This window comes from Soonwooa sp. (assembly GCF_032062245.1).
Classification (GTDB): Bacteria; Bacteroidota; Bacteroidia; order Flavobacteriales; family Weeksellaceae; genus Soonwooa.
This window is the reverse complement of sequence record NZ_DAMBQF010000001.1, coordinates 139,295-160,637: the sequence shown is the minus strand read 5'-3', so window position 1 is coordinate 160,637 and position 21,343 is coordinate 139,295. Positions and strand designations below refer to the sequence as shown.

Annotated in this window: 18 protein-coding genes, 1 pseudogene and 1 riboswitch; of the genes and pseudogenes, 6 read left to right on the top strand and 13 right to left on the bottom strand. The window is 35.5% G+C overall.

The window, feature by feature from the left end; translation table 11 throughout:
* Positions 1-35: 35 nt before the first annotated feature.
* Both RT037_RS00740 and RT037_RS00735 read right to left on the bottom strand, forming a co-directional pair.
* A complete protein-coding gene (locus RT037_RS00740) occupies positions 36-1,574 on the bottom strand; it encodes an ACT domain-containing protein (protein ID WP_313027102.1) in 1,539 nt (512 codons plus the stop codon).
* Positions 1,575-1,580: 6 nt separating this feature from the next.
* Positions 1,581-2,540 (bottom strand): alpha/beta fold hydrolase, encoded by a 960-nt coding sequence (locus RT037_RS00735; protein WP_313027099.1) that lies wholly within the window; start codon positions 2,538-2,540, stop codon positions 1,581-1,583.
* Between the two features lie 39 nt (positions 2,541-2,579).
* A riboswitch (SAM riboswitch) is annotated at positions 2,580-2,685 on the bottom strand.
* A gap of 273 nt (positions 2,686-2,958) precedes the next feature.
* On the opposite strand from RT037_RS00735, the gene RT037_RS00730 reads away from it, so the two are divergent.
* The 3 genes and pseudogenes from RT037_RS00730 (at position 2,959) to RT037_RS00720 (ending at position 6,577) form a co-directional block, all read left to right on the top strand.
* Complete coding sequence (locus RT037_RS00730) at positions 2,959-3,183, top strand: hypothetical protein (RefSeq protein ID WP_312324178.1); 225 nt, start codon at positions 2,959-2,961, stop codon at positions 3,181-3,183.
* Between the two features lie 3 nt (positions 3,184-3,186).
* Positions 3,187-3,764, top strand: a pseudogene (locus tag RT037_RS00725) (SDR family oxidoreductase).
* A gap of 209 nt (positions 3,765-3,973) precedes the next feature.
* Positions 3,974-6,577: an MGH1-like glycoside hydrolase domain-containing protein gene (locus tag RT037_RS00720; protein WP_313027096.1), complete on the top strand. Its 2,604-nt coding sequence runs from the start codon at positions 3,974-3,976 to the stop codon at positions 6,575-6,577.
* A 305-nt stretch (positions 6,578-6,882) separates the two neighbouring features.
* Here RT037_RS00720 and rpmA read toward each other — a convergent pair whose 3' ends face one another.
* Positions 6,883-7,140: a 50S ribosomal protein L27 gene (gene rpmA, locus RT037_RS00715; RefSeq protein WP_312323300.1), complete on the bottom strand. Its 258-nt coding sequence runs from the start codon at positions 7,138-7,140 to the stop codon at positions 6,883-6,885.
* Between the two features lie 31 nt (positions 7,141-7,171).
* The gene (gene rplU / locus RT037_RS00710; protein WP_300675738.1) at positions 7,172-7,588 is read right to left on the bottom strand and encodes a 50S ribosomal protein L21; all 417 of its coding nucleotides are present in this window, start codon (positions 7,586-7,588) and stop codon (positions 7,172-7,174) included.
* Between the two features lie 385 nt (positions 7,589-7,973).
* Between rplU and RT037_RS00705 the strand changes: the two genes are divergently transcribed.
* The 3 genes from RT037_RS00705 to RT037_RS00695 all read left to right on the top strand — a co-directional run bounded on the left by RT037_RS00705 (position 7,974) and on the right by RT037_RS00695 (position 11,151).
* The gene (locus RT037_RS00705; protein ID WP_313027093.1) at positions 7,974-9,467 is read left to right on the top strand and encodes a GH3 auxin-responsive promoter family protein; all 1,494 of its coding nucleotides are present in this window, start codon (positions 7,974-7,976) and stop codon (positions 9,465-9,467) included.
* 4 nt (positions 9,468-9,471) lie between these two features.
* Positions 9,472-9,843 carry a hypothetical protein gene (locus RT037_RS00700; protein WP_313027091.1) on the top strand — a complete coding sequence of 124 codons (372 nt, stop codon included), beginning with the start codon at positions 9,472-9,474 and terminating at the stop codon, positions 9,841-9,843.
* 69 nt (positions 9,844-9,912) lie between these two features.
* Positions 9,913-11,151 (top strand): MFS transporter, encoded by a 1,239-nt coding sequence (locus RT037_RS00695; RefSeq protein ID WP_313027088.1) that lies wholly within the window; start codon positions 9,913-9,915, stop codon positions 11,149-11,151.
* Between the two features lie 211 nt (positions 11,152-11,362).
* On the opposite strand, the gene serS is transcribed toward RT037_RS00695, so the two are convergent.
* The 9 genes from serS to RT037_RS00650 form a co-directional block, all read right to left on the bottom strand.
* Positions 11,363-12,631, bottom strand: a complete 1,269-nt coding sequence (gene serS / locus RT037_RS00690; RefSeq protein ID WP_313027085.1) for a serine--tRNA ligase — start codon at positions 12,629-12,631, stop codon at positions 11,363-11,365.
* Between the two features lie 102 nt (positions 12,632-12,733).
* Positions 12,734-13,237: a hypothetical protein gene (locus tag RT037_RS00685; RefSeq protein ID WP_313027083.1), complete on the bottom strand. Its 504-nt coding sequence runs from the start codon at positions 13,235-13,237 to the stop codon at positions 12,734-12,736.
* Positions 13,238-13,270: 33 nt separating this feature from the next.
* Positions 13,271-15,175, bottom strand: a complete 1,905-nt coding sequence (asnB, locus tag RT037_RS00680; protein ID WP_313027080.1) for an asparagine synthase (glutamine-hydrolyzing) — start codon at positions 15,173-15,175, stop codon at positions 13,271-13,273.
* Entirely contained in the window at positions 15,175-16,410 is a 1,236-nt protein-coding gene (locus tag RT037_RS00675; RefSeq protein WP_313027077.1) for an oligosaccharide flippase family protein, read from the bottom strand. The genes asnB and RT037_RS00675 overlap by 1 nt, the downstream gene beginning before the upstream one ends.
* Positions 16,407-17,528: a glycosyltransferase gene (locus RT037_RS00670; protein WP_313027074.1), complete on the bottom strand. Its 1,122-nt coding sequence runs from the start codon at positions 17,526-17,528 to the stop codon at positions 16,407-16,409. Before RT037_RS00670 ends, RT037_RS00675 begins: the two co-directional genes overlap by 4 nt.
* A 6-nt stretch (positions 17,529-17,534) precedes the next feature.
* Positions 17,535-18,020, bottom strand: a complete 486-nt coding sequence (locus tag RT037_RS00665; RefSeq protein ID WP_313027070.1) for a hypothetical protein — start codon at positions 18,018-18,020, stop codon at positions 17,535-17,537.
* 119 nt (positions 18,021-18,139) lie between these two features.
* The gene (locus tag RT037_RS00660) at positions 18,140-18,925 is read right to left on the bottom strand and encodes a (Fe-S)-binding protein (protein WP_079666603.1); all 786 of its coding nucleotides are present in this window, start codon (positions 18,923-18,925) and stop codon (positions 18,140-18,142) included.
* Between the two features lie 95 nt (positions 18,926-19,020).
* Positions 19,021-20,355 carry a (Fe-S)-binding protein gene (locus tag RT037_RS00655; protein ID WP_312322207.1) on the bottom strand — a complete coding sequence of 445 codons (1,335 nt, stop codon included), beginning with the start codon at positions 20,353-20,355 and terminating at the stop codon, positions 19,021-19,023.
* A 12-nt stretch (positions 20,356-20,367) separates the two neighbouring features.
* Positions 20,368-21,309: an MlaD family protein gene (locus RT037_RS00650; RefSeq protein WP_312322208.1), complete on the bottom strand. Its 942-nt coding sequence runs from the start codon at positions 21,307-21,309 to the stop codon at positions 20,368-20,370.
* Positions 21,310-21,343: the final 34 nt, after the last annotated feature.

Genomic DNA, 21,343 nt, shown 5'->3' with positions numbered 1-21,343 from the left:
CTTGGTTCTTGGCTCTTGATTCTTGATTCTAGCATCTATTTTGTCTCACTGACTCTTAAAATATCACCGAAAACGCCGCGGGCAGTAACTTTTGCTCCAGCTCCAGCGCCCATAATAACAATCGGATTTTCGCCGTAACTTTCTGTGTAGATTTCAAAAATAGAATCGGAACCTTTTAATTGTCCCAAAGCAGAATTGGCAGGAACGGAAATTAATTTTACATCCAGTTCGCCTTTGTCTTGACTTAAATCGCCATGCAAATCGCCAACGTAACGTAAAACATGATAGGGTTCTTGTTCGTCTTTTATCTTTTGGAAAGTTTCGTCCAACTCATCTATTCGTGTCAAAAATTCGTCTTTTGAAATTGGAAGAAGCGGTTCTGTAACTAGGTTTTTGATATTGATATCTTCGAATTCGTTCATTAAATCTAATTCGCGAGCAAGGATCAAAAGTTTTCTTGCAACATCGTTTCCAGAAAGGTCTTCGCGCGGATCTGGCTCTGTAAAACCTTTGTTCATTGCTTCTTTTACGATGGTTGAAAATTTCTCATTACGAACAGAAAATTGGTTGAAGACATAACTTAATGTTCCTGAGAAAACCCCTTTTATTCTGGTGATATCTTCTCCCGATAAATGCAGTAATTTAAGCGTATCAATTAATGGTAAACCTGCACCAACATTGGTTTCGTATAAATATTTTTTATTATTTTTTGCAAGTTGCGTTCTGAAATTTCGATAATCTGAAATAGGTAAAGTATTGAAGATTTTATTTGATGAAACCACATCAAAACCGTTTTCGACAAATTTGGTATAGTTTTTTACAAAAGCTGGACTCGCGGTATTGTCCACAACAATTAGGTTTTCTAAGTTGTGCTCTTTTGTGTAACTGATAAGTTCTGAGATATTACTTTTAGTGTTCGAATAGTTTATTTTTTGTCTCCAATCGCTGCCAAAACCAGATTTGTTTAAAGCCATTTTTTTGGAATTAGAAATCGCAACGACTTTAAGATCAATTCTTTTTCTGTTCAAAATATCGTAAGCCGAATCTAAAATCTGTTCGATAAGTGTTGAACCAACGTTTCCGTGACCAATTAAAGCTAAGTGAACAACTTTAGGTTTTCCGAAAAGTTCGGTTTCAATAATATTTTGAGTGATTTCGGTTTGATTGTCAGTTACAACAATGTTAACTCTACCAGTCGATGACACTTGGTTAAGCAACAAAGGATAAATCTTGTTGCGTTGAAGTTCCGACATGATTTTAGCATTTTGTTCCGAAACAAATCCAAGAACGCAAAGATTGTCAATGCTGTAAATATTACTCACTATGCCAGCTGCTTTTTCATTTTGGAATTCTTTCTTCAATAATGCCACGGCGTCCTCGGCATCTTTCTCATCAACCAAAACTGAAACACCATTTTCGATGGCTTGTTGAGAAATAACCCCAACGCTGATGCCACCTTTGTTAAGTGTTGTAAAGATTCGAGAGTCGATGCCGATTTGTCCAAGAAAGTCTTTGCCTTCAAAGTTGACTAAAGCTTTCTTTCTGTATATACTAATTGGATTTTGGTCTGTCATTTTGTTCTAATAAATAGGTTTTAATAATTCTTGCAATTGTTCATACTCTATTAAAAATGCGTCGTGGCCGTGGATAGAAACAATTTCGTCGTAGAAAATATCTTTCTTATGTGTTTTTATTTTTTCGTAACATTTTTTGATTTCCGAAGCTGGAAAAAACAAATCTGTGTTAATCGCAATGAGGTTAATGTTTGCTTTTATTTTGGATAACACTTTTTCGTTAGTATCAACGGTCATCAGAAGATGATTCATCAATTTGTAAGCTTTTAAACTAAATCTTTCGTTGAGACTTTTTCCGTGGTAGATTAACCAATCTTCGGACTCGCGCCTAGTATTTTCTTTTGTTAATTTACCCTCAAATCTTTCATTAAGCGATTCTGGCGTTCTGTAGCAAAGCATGGCGTGTGCTCTTGCTTTTTCTAGTGGTTTTTCAGGTGAGTCTAAAAGATATTTTTGAACCAAACATTGTGCGTGTAACCAATCGTGGGTTTTGTAATCCGAGGCAATTGGGATAAAGTTTTCGCTGATTTTAGGGTTGATGGCTAGCATTTCCCAACCGATAGAACCTCCTAACGAACCACCAATAATACTGTGTAACGTTTTTATTTCTAAATTTTCTAAACCTTGCAAAAAAATCGCTGCAATATCTTTGGTTGTGAGATCTTCATAATTATCGATAAAGAAATCATTGTAACCGTTACCAGGGATGTTAAAACTAATAATACTATACTTTTTGGTAGAAATTATTTTTTGTGGACCAATTATGTTTTTCCACCAACCTTTGCTGCCAGACACTGTAGAGTTGCCAGTCAAAGCGTGGTTAACCAATACGATAGGTGCGGTGCCTAGGGCTTTCCCGAATACTTCGTAGCTTAAAGGGATATCAAAATTCTGTCCTGAAAAGGATTTGTACTTAATGTCTGTGGTTAAAAGTTCTTTTTTCAATGCTTTAATATTTTTTTTCATTGAAAATGCCTCTAAGAATGGCTGAGTAAAGAACTTCAGTTGTTATCTGTCCAAATATCTTGGTAGAACGTAGCACCTTCTTGGCTTTTGCAAAGGGTTGCTAAGGTTTCATAGGGTCTAATCCCTCAACCTTTCTGGATAACATTTTCAATATGTGAAAGAACGGTAATGCAAATATATGAAAATTTTGATAATTCAATAAAATATTCTAAAATATTTCCATTTTTAGAATAAATTATTGTTATTAAATGATATTTCACAATAATAATTTAAAATAATCAGCTAACAATTGTTAGTATTTATCGGGGTTTTGAGATTTTTCCTTTTAAAATTAAATTATTTTAATCTGGCAAATTTTTTAAAGAAATTAAATTTTCTCGTATGATTTTTGATAAAAAAGAATTCTAAAAAACATAAAATGGAAATAAAACTAAATGGACAAGTTGCAATCGTAACTTGTTTTAGAAGTGGAATAGGAGAAGGAATTGTAAAATGTTTAGCGGCTTCTGGCGCCATTGTCATTGTTAATCATTCTTCGGAACACTCGAAAGAAGCTGCACAAATCATTCTTGATGATATTTTTGTTAAAGGCGAACAAGGCATGCTAAGTCAATGTGATGTAAATAAAGAAGTTGAAGTCTAGGCGATCTTTCAAAAGACGATTGATACATACGGAACAGTTGAAATTCTTGTAAACAATGCTGGATTACAACAAGACGCAAAATTTATTGATATGACTTTAGCGCAATGGCAAAAGGTAATTGATGTTAATCTTACTGGTCAGTTTCTGTGCGCACGCGAGGCGATTCGGGAGTTTTTGAAAAGGGGGATGAATGATAAATCTATTTCGTTAGGGAAAATCGTAAACATCAGCCGTGTCCACGAAAATATTCCTTGGGCGGGACAGGCTAATACGCTTCTAGTAAAGGTGCCCTGCGAATATTGATGCAAACTTTGGCTCAGGAATATGGAAAAGATAAAATCCGAATCAACAATATTTGTTCGGGAGCCATCTAAACGCCTATTAACAAATCGGCATGGGATAACGAAGCTTCTTTTAATGCATTGATGACTTTGATGCCTTATAATAGAATCGGAAAAGCAGAAGATATTGGAAATTTAGCAGTATTTTTATCAAGCGACTTTTCAGATTATATTACGGGAGCAAGCATCTACATCGATGGTGGAATGTCAACGTTAGAGAGTTTTTCGGATAATGGATAACAGAAAACAGTATTTTGGAATGGTTCTTTTTAATAGTCAAGAGAATGAAAAATCTTCAAATATAGCCCCGATGGAACGGTATGTTTGAGCTCATTATATTTTTTTTAAAAATATAATAGCGAGTAGTGACAGCGAGATTTGATGTCTAAGAATTCAATAATCTCGATGCTCCTAAAAATGAATCTGAAAAGCTTCAGAAATAAAATTATATGACAGAACAAGATAAACTCAATAATCCAAATTGGAAAAAGTGGGGGCCGTATGTGAGCCACCGCCAATGGGGAAATGTGCGAGAAGATTATAGTAGCAATGGCGATGCATGGGGTTATACAACGCATGATCGCGCCGAAAGTTGGACTTATCGTTGGGCGGAAGAAGGAATTGCGGGAATTTCTGACGATAAGCAAATGTTGTGTTTTGCGCTTTCGTTTTGGAATAAAAATGACAAAATGATCAAAGAACGCTTCTTTGGGCTAAGCAATTACCAAGGTAACCACGGCGAAGATATTAAAGAGATTTTCTACTATATTGACAATACGCCGTCGCACAGCTATATGAAAATGGTGTACAAATATCCGATAAATGCTTTTCCGTACGATGATTTGGTGGCGACCAATGCCCAACGATCTAACAAGGAAATGGAATATGAGATTTTTGACACTGGCGTTTTTGACAAAGATGCTTATTTTGATATTTTTATTGAATATGCGAAAGTTAGAGAAGATGATTTTTTGATCAGAGTTGATGTCCATAATAGAAGCGACAAGGATGCGCCTTTGGTGGTGCTGCCGACGCTTTGGTATCGCAATAACTGGTCCTGGGGTTATAATACTTATAAGCCAAATCTAGGTTTTTCGAAAGATGCAGAAATCGATGTTCATCATGATAGTTTGTCAATAAAGAAATTGTACTCGAGAAGTCGCAACGTAGAACCTCTTTTTTGTGATAATGAAACCAATAGACCGAAACTTTTCGGTGAAGTTACAACTGGTAGGTTTTATAAAGACGGTATTAACGATTATGTTTTACGCGGCGGAACTTCTGTTAATCCAAATCGAGTTGGGACAAAATCGGCTTTTCGATGTGAGGAGATGATTCCTGCGAAAGGCAATAAAACTTTTGAATTCCGATTGTCGCCATATATTATGGATGATGCGTTCTGGGATTTTGAAGATCAGTTCAATCATCGAATTCAAGAAGCGAATGATTTCTACGCAGGCATTCAACAAGACATAAAAGACGAGGACGAAAAAAATGTGCAACGACAAGCGTTTGCAGGACTTCTTTGGAATAAACAATTCTATCATTACAATGTTGGAAAATGGCTAAAAGGCGATCCTAACCATCCTGTAGAACGACAAGGTTTTGTAAGAAATGTCGATTGGCAGCATCTTCATAATAAAGATATTATTTCGATGCCTGATAAATGGGAGTATCCGTGGTACGCGACTTGGGATTTGGCATTTCATTGTGTGAGTTTTAGTCTGATAGATGCAGCTTTTGCGAAAAATCAATTGATGCTTTTGACCAAAGAATGGAATCTACATCCGAACGGACAACAGCCAGCCTACGAATGGAATTTTAGCGATGTTAATCCGCCCGTACATGCTTGGGCGACTTTCAGGGTTTTTAAAATCGATGAAAAACATAATGGTAAAGCAGATTTGTTTTTCTTAGAAAATGTGTTCCAGAAGTTGCTACTCAATTTTACTTGGTGGGTTAACCGAAAAGACGTTAAAGGCAATAATATTTTTGGTGGCGGTTTCCTAGGTCTTGATAACATTGGTGCTTTTGACCGCAATATGGAATTGGATGCTGGTCAAACTTTGGAGCAAGCCGATGGTACAAGTTGGATGGCGATGTATGCGCTTAACATGATGCGCATCGCGATGGAGTTGGCGACATACAATCCTGTCTACGAAGATATGGCGATTAAGTTTTTTGAACACTTCTTATACATTGCCGAAGCGATGGAGAATTTGGGTGAAGATAATATTGGACTTTGGAATGAGGAAGATGGTTTCTTCTATGATTTGTTAAAATTGTCAGACGGAAATAGCGTCAATTTAAAGTTACGAAGCATCGTTGGGCTTATCCCAATGTTCGCTGTTGAGGTTATCGAACATAGCCTTTTGGAGAAATTGCCGAATTTTAAAAAACGAATGGATTGGGTGTTACGCAACAAAACTGATTTGACTAAGTTGGTGTCGCAATGGTATGTGGAAGGTGAAGGTAACAAACATTTGATGAGCATTATGCGCAAAACTCGTTTGACTAAAGTCTTAAACAGAATGGTCGATGAAGCTGAGTTTTTGAGTGATTATGGGATTCGTGCTTTGTCGAAAATTTATGAAAACACGCCTTTTAGTTTCAATGTTGGAGGTCACGATTATGTGGTGTATTATACGCCTGCCGAAAGTGACAGCCGAATGTTTGGTGGAAATAGCAACTGGCGAGGACCGATTTGGTTTCCGATTAATTTCCTGATTGTGGAAAGCTTGCAGCGTTTTCACTTTTTCTATGGTGATAGTTTGAAAATCGAATATCCTAAAGGAAGTGGAGTAGAACGTAATCTTGATGAGATTTCTAAAGATCTGTCACGCCGACTTTGCAGTATCTTCTTAAAAGATGAAAACGGAAATCGTGCTTTTAATGGTGGAAACGAAAAGATGAATCAAGATCCTAATTTTAAAGATTATATTTTGTTTTACGAATATTTCCATGGCGATAATGGTCGTGGCGTCGGCGCTTCGCATCAAACGGGGTGGACAGCGACGGTTGCAAAACTTATTCAGCCAAGATTAACAACTTGATGAAATGAAGCTATCGTTTTCGATGGTTTTCTTTATATCATTTTGTTTTTAACTAAAGAATATATTGTTAATAGCTTTTTTTGAAGAAAGCTAATTTATCGTTTTCGTCCGCTTCGAAAGTGGCGGCATTCAACCAAAAGATTGGTACAAACTCCGCAGCAAAATGGAAGATTATCTAGCTGGATAAATTTTTATATTAAATTAACCAAAAGACCTAACAAATTATTAGGTCTTTTTTAGTTCTCAAAAAAAAACAAAAAACCCAATCCGAAGATTGGGTTTTTATATTGTTCAAATGCTAAGAATTAAGCATTAACTTCGATAGATACGAAAGATCTATTATTTGCTTTTTTTGTAAAAACAACTTTTCCGTCAACTAGAGCGAACAAAGTATGATCTTTACCGATACCTACGTTTTCACCTGGGTGGTGTTGCGTACCTCTTTGTCTTACGATGATGTTACCAGCGATAGCTTCTTGACCACCGAAGATTTTAACACCTAATCTCTTAGAGTGAGATTCTCTACCGTTTTTGGAGCTACCAACCCCTTTCTTATGTGCCATCTTACTTTAATGTTTTTTGGGTATTAATTAATTACTCAGCAGACTCCTCTTTTTTAGTAGTCTTTTTAGCTTTAGGCGCTTTTTCTTCTGCAGCTTCAGTCGCTTTAGATTCTTTTTTAGCCTTTGGTTTAGCTGCATCAAAACCAGTGATAGAAACAACTTGGATTTGAGTTAATTGTTGTCTATGACCGTTTTTCTTAGCATAACCTTTTCTTCTTTTCTTTTTGAAAATGATTACTTTGTCAGCCTGAACGTGGTCAAGGATTTCTACTTCTACAGCGATACCGCTTACAGCTGGGGCGCCAACAGTTACTGCTCCGTTAACAGTCATAAGAACTTTATCAAAAGATACTTTTGATCCTTTTTCTCCTGCTAGACGGTTTACAAACAACTTTTGGTCTTGCTCAACTTTATATTGAAGCCCTGCTATTTCTACAATTGCAAACATTGTTTATGATTTTTATATAATTATTCGAGGTGCAAAAGTAGACAATTTATTTAACAAGCACAATATTTATTTCACTTTTTTCAAATATTTGATGCTCAGTACTTTTTATTTTTATTTGGGGCAGCATTTCCGCCCTCCGTTCCCGCTATTTTTTTTCAAGCCTTAGCCAAGCCAAAAAAATGAGCTCCACTCAGGTCGGGCTGCGACAGTCTCGTGGAAAAAATACAAAGCTTTCAAAGTTTCAGACTGAGAGAGCCTTATCATCAATTAGAATCTCAAATCTCAAATTTCGAATTATTACAAAATCTCTTTCACAAAACAATTTTATATTTAATCTAATAATCTTAATTAATCTCAATAAATTTGAGCATTGAAAATTTTATCAATGCTAAATTTTATCAAGAAAAATATTGCCAAAGTCTGGGCAAAAAAACATGTTGCCAAAACCCAAGCTTTTAAAAATAATGCGGCGAAAGACCAAGAAGCACTTCTTTTAGATTTGATCAAAACCGCCGAAAAAACATTATTCGGACGCGAGCATCAATTCGAAAACATCAAGTCTATCGAGGATTTTCAAAAACTTGTTCCTATTTCAGATTACGAAGATCTGAAACCTTACATCGAAAAAGTAAAACGCGGTCAAGCCAAAATTCTTTGGCCAAATCTTCCCGAATATTTTGCTAAAACTTCTGGTACAACGTCTGGAGCTAAGTATATTCCAATTTCCAAAGAGGGAATGCCTTATCAAGTTGCTGCGGCGCAAAGCGCAATATTTCATTACATCGCTCAAAAAGGAAATGCCGATTTCGTCAACGGTAAAATGATTTTCCTACAAGGTTCACCTGAATTGGAAGAAGTTAACGGCGTTAAAACCGGACGACTTTCTGGGATTGTTGCACATCATATTCCCAATTATTTACAAAAAAGTCGTTTGCCGAGTTGGGAAACCAATTGCATCGAAGATTGGGAAACCAAGGTTGATAAAATTGTTGAAGAAACCGAAACTCAAAATATGACGTTGATTTCTGGCATTCCGCCTTGGTTGATTATGTATTTTGAAAAACTGACAGAAAAACATAACAAGAAAATTACCCAAATTTTCCCGAATCTTCAATTGATTATTACTGGCGGCGTTAACTACGAACCTTATCGCGAAAAGATGAATGATTTGTTAGGAAAGCCAGTTGACATTGTACAAACTTTTCCAGCTTCCGAAGGTTTTTTTGCATTTCAAGATGATTATCAAAAGGAAGGTCTTTTGCTATTGACCAATCACGGAATTTTCTTCGAATTTGTCCCTTTGGAAGAATTTGGAAAACCAGATGCGCGACGTTTGACAATAGGCGAGGTAGAACTTAATAAAGATTATGCAATGATTTTGACAACCAATTCGGGACTTTGGGCATATTCGATTGGCGATGTTGTGAGATTTATTGCCAAAAATCCGCATCGTGTTTTGGTGAGTGGAAGGACCAAACATTTTACGTCTGCATTTGGTGAACACGTTATTGCTTATGAAGTTGAAGAAGCCATGAAGGCGACGGTTGAGAAATTTCCGTGTCAGATTACAGAATTTCATTTGGCGCCACAAGTTAATCCTGAAGAAGGATTGCCATATCACGAATGGTTTATCGAGTTTGCTAAAGAACCTAATGATTTAGAGAAATTTCGAGTAGAATTGGATCAACAATTAAGACAACGAAATACATATTATGATGATTTAATTTCAGGAAATATTCTTCAAGTTTTAAAAATTAAAAGTTTAAAAAAGAATGCGTTTCAAGATTATGCAAAAGCCGAAGGTAAGCTTGGAGGTCAGAATAAAATTCCTAGATTAGCGAATGATAGAAAAATTGCTGACTTTCTAGAAAAACTCTAAGCTTATGAAAAAAGTATTTCCGATTTTAGTTATAGTTTGTTCGTTGCTAAATTCTTGTAGAACGACAAAGTATAAGCAGGAGTGGGGAAGTAATTTTTTGGGAGTCAAAGCCGGATCCAAATATCATTTTAAAACTTTTTCGAATGGCGAGTTTAAAATGGCTGTGACAAGTGTTGAGAAAGACAGTATTTTCGGGATTCGGCACAAAGAAAATGTTGGAATTGCAAAAAAGGATATTAGAATTATCAAAAAAGATAGTCCTGCAGGAACTGCGGCATTGCTAGTGGGCGTTGGCGGATTTATTGGCGGAATGGCATACTCACTTAATGGTATGGCAGAAATTGGGCGTGGTTTAGGCTATCACTACTCAGATTAAAATTATGAATATATATTTTTCTTAATCTAAATCAATTCGAGATTTAACTTAAATATTTTTCTTTGTTAAATGATTTCATTTGAACCATTAAAGGTTTTAAAAAACCAAGAATACAGAAATCTTCTTTCGGGAAGATTCTTTTTGATTATAGCCTTTCGTATGTTGGCGACTTTGCTAGGTTGGTGGGTTTATCAATTGACAAAAGATCCTTTGTCTATTGGACTTATCGGGCTTTCCGAAGTTATTCCCGCAGTTGGTAGCGCATTATACGCGGGACATGTTATCGACAATAATGAAAAAAAGAAAATGCTTTTGATGTGTAATTACGCTTACGTTTTTCTGATAAGCTTTCTTTTAATTCCGGCATTTTTAGGACATCGACTACATTTTTCAGGACATGAAATCACCTATTTTATTTACGGAATTATATTCTTCACAGGGATTTGTCGTGCGTTTTTAGGACCGCTTATTCCTTCGATGATTCCCAAAATCGTGAAAATGGAAAACCTTCCTTATGCAGTCACTATGAATCAGGCAACGTTTTTAACGGCGTCAGTTTCGGGACATGCCATTGGTGGTTTTTTAATTGCTTTAATCAGCATCAAATATACTTTGGTTGTTATAATCTGTAGTATGATTATCGCGTCGTTCTTCTTTTGGAGTTTGAACAAACAATTTCCTGTTGTTAAACACGACGAGAAGCCAGAAGTCTGGAAAAGCATCACAGAAGGTCTTTCTTTTATTGTCCGAACAAAAGAGATTCTTGGCGCACAAATGCTTGATATGTTTGCAGTGCTGTTTGGTGGCGCAGTTGCGATGATTCCTGTTTTTGCAAGCGACATTCTCAAAGTCGGTTCCGAAGGTTTTGGATTGTTAAATGCCGCTTCAGATATTGGATCGATGTGTATTATTATCTTCTTGTCTTTAGTTCCATTAAAGAAAAATCAAGGCAAAATATTGTTATGCGTTGCCGCAGGATTTGGACTTTGTATTATTGGATTTGGTTTGTCAAAACTCTATTGGTTAAGTTTCGGATTCTTAATGCTGAGCGGAATGCTCGATGGTATCAGCGTTGTCATCCGCGGGACTATTGTACAACTCAAAACACCTGACGAATTGCGCGGTCGTGTGATGAGCGTTAATTCAATTTTTATTATGTCGAGTAATGAGTTGGGACAATTCGAAAGCGGCGTTATGGCTAAGATTTTTGGTGTTGCCAGATCAGTGGTTATTGGTGGTGCGTTGACGCTTGGTACCGCAATATTCATTGCTTCCACATCGCCAAAACTTCGAAAAATGGAGTATTAAATTTATTTGAAAAAGTTCCGCAGGAACGATTTAACTTAGAATAGGATGAAGTCCTATTGAATTGTTGTGTGTTTTTCTTATAAGTTCCGAAGGAACGATTTAACTAAGAATAGGACGAAGTCCTATGTATGTATGAATGGTAGTAAACATGAAAAAAGGCGGACATTTCGTAGAAATGTCCGCCTTTGTTTTATTGAGAAAAATTTGAAAATTAATTAATCAATTCGAATCTTGCATATTCAGCAATTTTCTTTGGTAATTTAATACCTTCAGATGTTTGATTGTTTTCCAGTAAAGCTGCCATAATTCTTGGAAGAGCCATTGCAGAACCATTTAGCGTATGTACCAATTGTGTTTTTCCATCTGCTTTATAACGACACTTAAGTCTGTTCGCTTGGAAAGTTTCAAAATTCGAAACTGAAGATACTTCTAACCATTTTTCTTGAGCAGCACTCCAAACTTCAAAGTCATAAGTCATCGCTGCAGCAAAACCTGTATCGCCACCACAAAGTCTCAAAATTCTGTAAGGCAATTCAAGATCTTCAAGAATTGATTTGATGTGTTCTACCATTTCTTCTAGAACAGCATAAGAGTTTTCAGGTTTTTCGATTCTAACGATTTCAACCTTTTCGAACTGGTGAAGACGGTTAAGGCCTCTCACGTGCGCGCCATAACTTCCAGCTTCTCTTCTGTAACATTGCGAAAATGCTGTGTTTTTAATAGGAAGCTCTTTTTCGTCCAAGATAACATCACGATAGATATTCGTCACCGGAACTTCAGCCGTTGGGATAAGATACAAATCATCTGCACTGATATAATACATTTGCCCTTCTTTATCTGGTAATTGTCCCGTTCCGTAGCCAGAAGCTTCGTTAACAACATGTGGCGGATTAACTTCCAGATATCCGGCATCAGTGTTTTTGTCCAAGAAATATTGTACCAAAGCACGTTGCAATCTAGCTCCTTTTCCAAGATAAACAGGGAAGCCAGCGCCAGCAATTTTAACACCTAATTCAAAATCGATGAGGTTGTATTTCTTCGCCAATTCCCAATGCGGAATTGCGCCTTCTCCAAGTCCTTCAACGGGTGTTGATTGGAAGATATTTTCGTTGTCGTCAGCAGAAATACCAGCAACAACCTTTTCGTAAGGAATGTTCGGGATTTGATAAAGAATATCTAACAAGGCTTTTTCGGCGTCATTAAGTTGTTGTTGTAATTCTTTACTCGATTCTTTGTACTGCGCTGTTTGAGATTTAGCAGCTTCGGCGTCGTCTTTTCTACCTTCTTTCATCATGATGCCAATTTCTTTCGAAATTTTGTTCATTTCAGCAAGTTGGGAGTCAAGGTCAAACTGAAGTTTTTTTCTGTTGTCGTCTGCGGAAATGGCAGCATCTACCAATTCTAGATTTTTGAAATGACGTTTCTTTAAACCTTCAATAACGCGCTCCTTTTCATCGCGTAAAAAATTAACTTGTAACATAATTTTGTTGTTAGTATATTGATGTTGTTGATGTTTTCTGTTTAAAAAAAAATGGTTATAAAAAAACTAAAACATCAGTTAAGATTGCAAAATTAGTGATTTTTATTTCACGATGTTGACAATATTCGGCTGAGTGTCAGATTTTGTGAATACCAGTTTTTTAGAATGCCACATTTTGGAAACTTCAAATTTTTGTGGTGTCCAATTGTATTCGATTCTTATGGTGTCATCGTCGATAGAATTTTGTGTTTCTGTTAGTTTTTTTGTGAAACGCATAATCATACTCGAATAATAACTTTTGGAATCCGGATTGATCGAATCTTTTATCAAGCGCGTTGCACCAGCAACATATTCGACATAGCGGATGGAATCGCTATTTATTAAAATCGAAGAATTAACAGGTTTCTGATCCGTATCAGCCAATAGATCTAGTAATGCAACACTTGTGTAGTTGCCTGCAACTTTCGGTTTTAACAAGTCTGTACCCTCTGCATTTTTAACATAGATATTAAGCACTTGGTCAATCTGTTGGGTAGACTCTTCGTCTTGACGACAAGCCAAAAGACAAAAAACGGCGATAAGAAAAATTGAAATTTTTTGTTTCATCACGACAAAGATAAAAAGATATGAACGAATAACTTAGTTTTCAAAATATTTTTGATACCATAATTCGAAAGTGACAAGTTGCCAAAGTCTTACGTAATCCATTGGTTCTTGCGCTTCTTGCTGCCATTTATCAATGATATCAGAATTAAAGAATCCACGAGTTTTTAGACTTTTTAAATTTTCCGAAATAAAGTTTTTTGCTTTATCATTAGACTGAATAAAATAGGCAAGTGGAAAACTAAATCCTTTTTTGGGCATTTCTAAAACTTCTTTTGGGAGAAAGTTTTGTGCAACTTTTCTTAATAAAGGTTTATTGATAATGCCATTATAACGAATGTGGATAGGCAATTGCGCAACATAATCTATCAGTTTGTTACTTAGATAGGGATAACGAAATTCGATGCCATACTTCATGGCGCTAAGGTCGTCTCTAAAAACGTGATGGGAAGCCAAAGAGTAGGCTATATCGTATTCGAAAAGGCCTTCGTAATTTTCTTTATTGTTTAAATGAAATTCGTTTAAATTAAAATTATTTTTCGATTTGATATCGTCTGAAAATACAGACATTGCTTCAGCTGGACGCATTCCGGATTGACTTTGACGGAAGAAATCAAACATTGAATCTTGAGAAAAATAGTTTTTTACTTTTTGTGAAAACTTATCATTTGTAAAAATAAATTTCTTAACAAAGTTGAGTTTTTTAAGTTTTTGCCATTTTCCCAGTTTTAAAGAATGCTCGTAACCGCCAAAAAGTTCGTCCGCGCCATTGCCACTTAATACCACTTTGTAGCCTTTCTGATTTGCAAATTGAGCAGCATTTATTAATACTTCGAGACTGCAATAAGGCTCTTCAAAATGTTGAATATTGTATTTCAAATTGTTGAGCACTTCCTCGTCATCAACTTTTTTTATAAGATGAGGTATTTCTAAAGTTTTTGCAACCAAACTTGCATTTTCAACTTCTTGATCGGAGAATTTATACGAAATTGTGAACGCCGTAATATCATTATGAAATGCTTTCGACTTCGCAGTTATTAAAGTAGAATCGATACCACCACTCATCATACTTGCCACAGGCACATCTGCAAAAAGCTGTTCGTCGACGCTTTCCCTTAATAATTGATCAACTTGTTTTTGCGCTTCTTCTGAGCTAATATTTGTATTTTTAATAGTTGAAAGTTCCCAAAAAGATTGGGTTTTTGTTTCAAAATTCTCTAAGTCTATCGACATCCAATGGGCTGGTTTCAAAGAATAAATCTCTTCAAAACAGGTGTCAGGAGCCAAGGTTGTTTGGAATAAAAAATTGCTGTACACGCCACGCCAATTGATTTCAGGTTTTATCCAATCCGCTTTTAATATTGCTTTTATTTCTGAAGCCCAAATAATACTTTCGTCTTTTTTTAGTGAATAGAAAAGCGGCTTTAACCCCATTCTATCTCTTGCCAGCAATAATTTTTTTCTTTCTAAATCGATGATGCTGATGGCGAACATCCCATCTAATTTTTCAAAAATAGCTTCTTTCCAATGTAGATAGCCTTTGAGAATAACTTCTGTGTCAGTTTGACTTAAAAATTGATAACCCAAATTTTCTAGTTCGACACGGATTTTTTTAAAATTATAAATCTCACCATTAAAGTTAATGATGCATTTGCCATCTGTCGTAGACATTGGTTGATGACCTCTTTCTGATAAATCCAAAATCGCAAGTCTTCTAAAACCAATTGCAATATTGGAGTTTTCGCCTTCTGTAAGAAGTGTCTGTTTTGATTTAATTTCTGAAATGCTATCAGTTCCCGAAAAGAAACATCCATTGTTGAGGTCACCAAGCCAAAAACCTTCGTCATCGGGACCACGGTGCGCAATAGCTTTATTCATTTCCAAAATATTTTTGGAAGAAAGCTTTTTATTAATTGAAAAATAACCAGTGATACCGCACATTAGGAAAGTTTTTTTGATTCGTAAAAATAAGCAATTGCTGGTAGAATTCCGGATAATGTAAGACACCCAAATGTGATGTATGCGACACCAATTAACCCAAATTTCGGAATTATTAAGTATAATGAAACTGAAGTCAAAAGGAGCATTAATACGGAAATTTTTAAGTTCCACATCGATTTTCCGATAGAAGCTAGCATGTACACAAACAAAACTCGGAAAATTAAGGACATAACTGCCCCCAATAGTAGAATGTTATAAATTATTGTATCTGCATATTGCTTTCCGAAAATTCCTAGAACTTGTTTACTGAAAAAATAGCCAACTAAATATATAGCAACACCAACAATGCTAAATAATTTCAAGTAATTAAATACAAAGTGGTATTGGTATTTTCGGTCTCTATGGTGCTGACAAAGTTTTGGATATTCAGTTTGCATAAAAATAAAACCTAAAACTAAAATATTCATTGGGATCATCGTACTAACTTTGTAATGTGCAACATCGGCATCGGTCATCAACCAGCCAATAAAAAAAATATCAAGGATAAAAACCAGCTCGCCAACTTGCGTTGTTAAAGCCGTTGTCGAAGAAAAATTCCAAAATTCTTTTTTATTAAAATTCTGTAAATGATTGCTTTTAAAACTTAAATTAAACTTTCGATCAAACAAAAGATACGAGAAAGGTGCAATAACCAAACTAATAATAAAGCCTTCGAAATGCCAAAAATAAGTAAGCGCCAAACTTAAAATCAAACTTAAAACAGAAATAAAAATGTCTAGTTTAGCATAAGATTCGTTATCGAGATTGGCTCGATACTCTGCTTTTTTCTGTTCAGATAGATAGAAGCCAAGAAAGCGAATGAGAAATAAGGTAATAAGATATATTTTTGAATGTTCATCCCAGTACAGAAATCCTGCAACGAGAAACATAATTGCGGTAAGTACGAAATTGTAAATCAATCCATAAGAAAAAGCATAAGAAAAAAAACGCTCTTTTTCTTTTTGATCATGTATTGTTGGACCGTATTTTAAAACACCTTGTGCTGCTCCAAATCCTGAGATTGCTAAAAATATTCCTAAAAAATTTAATGCAAAAGTGGCCATCCCAAACTCCTCCATTGTCAACATTCGCGCTCCAAAAAGACTTATAAGAAATGACGAAATTCTGGATACAAATAAGGATGCGCCAACCCAAATTCCTTTTTTTGCGACGAAATCTTGGATGAAGCTTTTCATGGATTAAAACACTCGTTGTAAATTTTAGTAAATTGATTCGAAATAGATTCTTTTCCGAAGGTTTGGACGGCATAGGTATGCATTTCTTCTATACTTGCAGTTTCTAATTTATTATCTAAATATTGTGTTAGCGAAGCGTAAAATATATCGTTATTTTCCTTTGGAATTAAGACGCCAAATTTTTCTGGAAAGAATTCCGAAATTCCTCCCACATCAGAACTAAATACAAAGAGACCAACACTCATAGATTCATTAATCACACAAGGCTGATTTTCGTATCTACTGAAAAGGATGAAGGCATCTGAAGCTTGCATTTTTGCAGCAACTTCTGTGTGAGATAACGTTCCGAAAACAGAAATTTTGGAATCTAAATTATTTTTTTTGATGAATTCTAGGATTGGCTTAATATCTCCATCACCACCTATTGAAAGTCTAAAGTTGTAACCTGCATTATGTAGTTTTAAAAATGTTTCTAAAATTGCAGGTATATTTTTCATATAAGTTAAACTCGAAATATGTAAAAATTGGGTAGGCCGAGATTCAATTTTCCTTTTTGAAAAAATGTCTGTATCAACAACATTTGGCACAATAGAAATTGGGGTTTTGACTCCCATACTTCTTATGCCTCTTTTCAGTCGATCACATACTGGAAGAATATGATTGGCATTAGTAGCGATTCTTTTCGCAATGCTTTTCCCAAAATAACCACTTGAGTCGGTTGCATTCTCTTGAAAAGCTGTCCAATGCTCTGTTACAACATATGGTATCTTATATTTCTTTTTTACATGAACCGCAAAAAGCATGTTATTATGCATCACATTCGCATGGACGATGTCGGGTTTTTGCATATTTTGAAAACCTAATGTATAAGCTTTCATTCTTCTTCTAAAATTGATAAGCGGATTCTTCGTATTTCGATAATAAACGATCAAAGTTTTAAGACCATTAATTACTTTTTCATCGAATAGAAATTTTTCCTTTTGGTTAGGATCACCAATCGCATGAAGTACTTCTACATGATGTTGCAAAGCCACGGCTTCTGCGTGGCGTTGTACGAAATTTCCGTTGGTGGGTTCCAATTTGTTTGGATACCAAGAAGAAATAAAAAGAACTTTCAAATGCTACTAGATATTATGCGCCCAACTTCTGCTAAGTGGTTGTAAAAAATGGCTTAAAAAATCTAAATAAGTGTTTTTTGAAAAATCAAAAACTTCGATGTCGCGAGAAAGTTCACCCGATCTTATTTTGTTTTTAAAATCAAGAAGTTTCAAAGTTTTTACTTCGCCGTTTTCAACGTAGCTAGCTTTCATTCTGTCGAATAGTCCAAGCTTGTATTCTTTATCAAATTCTCGCATAAGTCCTCCAAGCGCATCAATACTACAGCCAGAAGCCATTTCTTTTTCTTCATCAACACATACAATGATGAATTGATTTTTTTCAATCTTGAAAGACGCTTCCAGCGGTTTGCCATGTGCAGCCCAAGTTGATAAAAATTCGTACAAACGTTCTGCAATGTCTTTTGCTTCTTTTGGTGAGAAAGGACGCGATGCAGGATATATAATGACTCTGTAGTCGTTGGTTTCTACAATGCTAGATTCTTCAATTTTCATATCAGAATGGTTTTAAAATTAAAGTATAAAATTACGAATTATTATTTAGTTTTAATATTGACAAAAATAAAACCCAAGCAAAGCCTGAGTTTTAATAGTATTATTAAACTTATTGAAGTCTACAAATCGTCTGCTTCGGCAAGAAGTTCGACAATGTCTTTAACTTGTACTTCTTCATTTTTGTTGAAATGTTTAACACCGTCGGTCATCATCGTGTTGCAGAAAGGACAACCTGTTGCGATAACTTTCGGTTCTTCTTTAAGCGCTTCTTCTGTTCTTTCAACATTGATGTCTTTATTACCTTTTTCTGGCTCTTTGAACATCTGCGCACCACCAGCACCACAACAAAGTCCGTTGGTTTTGCAACGCTTCATCTCAACCAATTCGGCGTCAAGCTTTTCTAAAAGCATTCTTGGCGCTTCATATTCGTCATTGCCGCGACCTAAATAACATGGATCGTGGAAGGTAATTCTTTTCCCTTTAAATTGTCCTCCTTCGATTTTTAGACGACCTTCTTCCATCAACTGCTTAAGGAATTGCGTATGGTGAAGCACTTCGAATTTCCCACCTAAACTTGGATATTCGTTTTTTAAAGTATTAAAACAATGCGGACAAGCCGTTACGATTTTCTTAACATCATAAGCATTAAGAATTTCGATGTTGGTTAATGCCATCATCTGGAAGATGAACTCGTTACCAGCGCGTTTTGCAGGATCACCAGTACAAGATTCTTCTTGGCCTAGAACAGCAAATTCTACACCTATTTTATGCAAGATTTTACAAAAAGCTTTGGTGATTTTTTTTGCACGATCGTCAAAACTTCCTGCGCAACCAACCCAAAACAAAACTTCTGGAGATTTTCCTTCGGCAGCATATTCTGCCATTGTTTTTATAGTGAAATCCATTTTTTTAATTTATTAATGTATCAGAGTAACAATTTACCAATATCTTAAAAACAAAAATCATGATTGGTAGATCGTTAAATTATTTAATTATTACATTATTCTGTTGCCCAATTCAATCTGTCGCCTTGGTTGTATTGCCATGGTGCAGCATTGTTTTCGATATTGGTCATCATTAAGTTAAGTTCTGTCGGCGCAGCAGATTGCTCCATCACCAAGAATCTTCTCATTTCAAAAATGATAGATAACGGATCGAGTAGGATAGGACAAGCTTCTGTACAAGCGTTACAAGTTGTACACGCCCAAAGTTCTTCTTTAGTAATATAATCGTTTAACAACTTTTTGCCATCATCAACAAATTTACCACCATTCGCATCCATGTTTTTGCTCACTTCTTCTAGACGGTCACGCGTTTTCATCATGATGAGACGAGGCGAAAGTTCTTTACCTGTAATGTTTGCAGGGCAGCTCGCTGTACAACGACCACATTCGGTACACGAATAGGCATTAAGAAGCTGAACTTTATTTAAATCAAAAATATCTTCTGCACCGAATTTTGCTGGCGCTTCTTCTGCACCTTCAGCTGGCGCTGCGTAAGGATCAGCGTTTGGATCCATCATCAATTTGATTTCTTTAGTAACTGATTCCAAATTATTGAATTCTCCTTTCTGGTTTAATTTAGCATACCAAGTACTTGGGAACGCCAAAATAATATGTAAGTGCTTAGAATAATAAAGATAATTCATGAAGAATAAAATCCCCACAAAATGGAACCACCAAGCGGCCTTTTCAACAAAGATTAAAAAACCATTATCAAAACTAAACCATTCCAAAATTGGAACAATGAATACATTACTAATTGGGAAAGATCCCACCGCATGATAAACACCTCTAGCTTGTAGAATAGACTCTGACGCATTCAACTTGAAGAAAGCCATCATTAGCGCAAATTCGATAATCAAAATCCAGTTAGCGTCATCTTTTGGCCAACCGAAAAGTTCTTTCATGTTAAGACGTTTAACACCGTAAAAATTTCTTCTAATAAAGAAAACGACCACTGCAATAACTACCAATAACGCCAAAACTTCTAATGTCGCAGTGAAGAAATCATAAATCGTGTCTCCTAAAATTGAATGTAAAAAACGGTGCGTCCCGAAAACACCATCAACGATAATTTCTAAAAGTTCGATATTTATGATGACAAAACCAACATAGACAAATAGGTGAAGAATCCCAGCAACACGACGTTGTCCCATTTTGCTTTGTCCAAGCGCAACACGTGTCATGGTTGCCCAACGTTCGGATCTTCTGTCGGATCTGTTAATGTCTCTACCAAGGTTGATATTTCTGTAAATCTTTTGTAAGCTTTTCGCAAACATGCCAAAGCCAACGATAAGGAGAATTACAAAAATGATGTTGTCAATATACTGCATATCAATCAAAAATTATTTTTTACCAAAAACGGAAAAGTTGATATAACGCTTAGGATTTGCTTTAAGGTCTTCTATTAAAGCATTAAGGTTACTAGATGTCTTGTTGAGGTTGTTGTAAAGGTCTTCATCTTTGGTAAGTTTTCCAAGAGAACCTTCGCCATTTTGTATGCCTGCAATAACAGAATTCAGTTTGTCAGCAGTCGTGCTAAGATTGTCAATCGCAGAGTTAAGTTTTTTAACATCTACATTGTCTGCAACATTCCCAAACTTTTCTACTGTAACTTTTGTCGATTTAACAGCGTCATTCGTGTTATCCAAAACTGACTTAACACCAGCTTCGTTATTTGCTAACATTCTGTTGGTTTGGTCAGCGGTAACTTTAAAAGCCGAAACAGTGTGGTTAAGGTTTGCTAAAAGCACTTTTATTTGTTGACGATTTTGCTCATCTACAATCTTATTAGCGCTTACAATTGTCGAATCTAATTTTGTCAAAACACTTGATATTTGATCTTTAACAGGACCAACTTGCGATGCCAATGAGTTAAGCATTGATAAACGGAAGTTGCCTTTAAGTGTATCACCATCTTTTGCTAAAACATTTCCTTTTGCAAGATTTATTCTAAGCTCTTTGCCAGACATAAGGCCTGGTTCAAAAATTTCTACATTAGAATTTTTTGTAAATTCAAATTTGTCATCAACAGTAATCTGAACGACAAAATGTATATCGCCATTAGCGGTTGGTACTGGTTTAATCTCAGAAACTTGTCCAACACGTAAACCATTTATAGAAACTGGGTTTGACTTTGCTAATCCTTCTACATTATCATATTTGATATAATATTGATTGTCTGTAGAAAAGATATTTTTCCCTTTCATGAATTGAAACAATATGGTAAAGGAAATAATCGCAAAAATTGCAATAAGACCAGCTTTTAATTCTTTACTAAACTTCACGTAAATAATATTTTTTAGGTTACAAATATAAGAA

Coding starts and splice junctions, on each gene's coding strand:
- RT037_RS00720 (WP_313027096.1), top strand. CDS start 3,974: ATGACAGAACAAGATAAACTCAATAATCCAAATTGGAAAAAGTGGGGG.
- RT037_RS00695 (WP_313027088.1), top strand. CDS start 9,913: ATGATTTCATTTGAACCATTAAAGGTTTTAAAAAACCAAGAATACAGA.
- RT037_RS00685 (WP_313027083.1), bottom strand. CDS start 13,237: ATGAAACAAAAAATTTCAATTTTTCTTATCGCCGTTTTTTGTCTTTTG.
- RT037_RS00665 (WP_313027070.1), bottom strand. CDS start 18,020: ATGAAAATTGAAGAATCTAGCATTGTAGAAACCAACGACTACAGAGTC.
- RT037_RS00705 (WP_313027093.1), top strand. CDS start 7,974: ATGCTAAATTTTATCAAGAAAAATATTGCCAAAGTCTGGGCAAAAAAA.
- RT037_RS00730 (WP_312324178.1), top strand. CDS start 2,959: ATGGAAATAAAACTAAATGGACAAGTTGCAATCGTAACTTGTTTTAGA.
- RT037_RS00700 (WP_313027091.1), top strand. CDS start 9,472: ATGAAAAAAGTATTTCCGATTTTAGTTATAGTTTGTTCGTTGCTAAAT.
- asnB (WP_313027080.1), bottom strand. CDS start 15,175: ATGTGCGGTATCACTGGTTATTTTTCAATTAATAAAAAGCTTTCTTCC.
- rplU (WP_300675738.1), bottom strand. CDS start 7,588: ATGTTTGCAATTGTAGAAATAGCAGGGCTTCAATATAAAGTTGAGCAA.
- rpmA (WP_312323300.1), bottom strand. CDS start 7,140: ATGGCACATAAGAAAGGGGTTGGTAGCTCCAAAAACGGTAGAGAATCT.
- RT037_RS00660 (WP_079666603.1), bottom strand. CDS start 18,925: ATGGATTTCACTATAAAAACAATGGCAGAATATGCTGCCGAAGGAAAA.
- RT037_RS00740 (WP_313027102.1), bottom strand. CDS start 1,574: ATGACAGACCAAAATCCAATTAGTATATACAGAAAGAAAGCTTTAGTC.
- RT037_RS00655 (WP_312322207.1), bottom strand. CDS start 20,355: ATGCAGTATATTGACAACATCATTTTTGTAATTCTCCTTATCGTTGGC.
- RT037_RS00735 (WP_313027099.1), bottom strand. CDS start 2,540: ATGAAAAAAAATATTAAAGCATTGAAAAAAGAACTTTTAACCACAGAC.
- RT037_RS00675 (WP_313027077.1), bottom strand. CDS start 16,410: ATGAAAAGCTTCATCCAAGATTTCGTCGCAAAAAAAGGAATTTGGGTT.
- serS (WP_313027085.1), bottom strand. CDS start 12,631: ATGTTACAAGTTAATTTTTTACGCGATGAAAAGGAGCGCGTTATTGAA.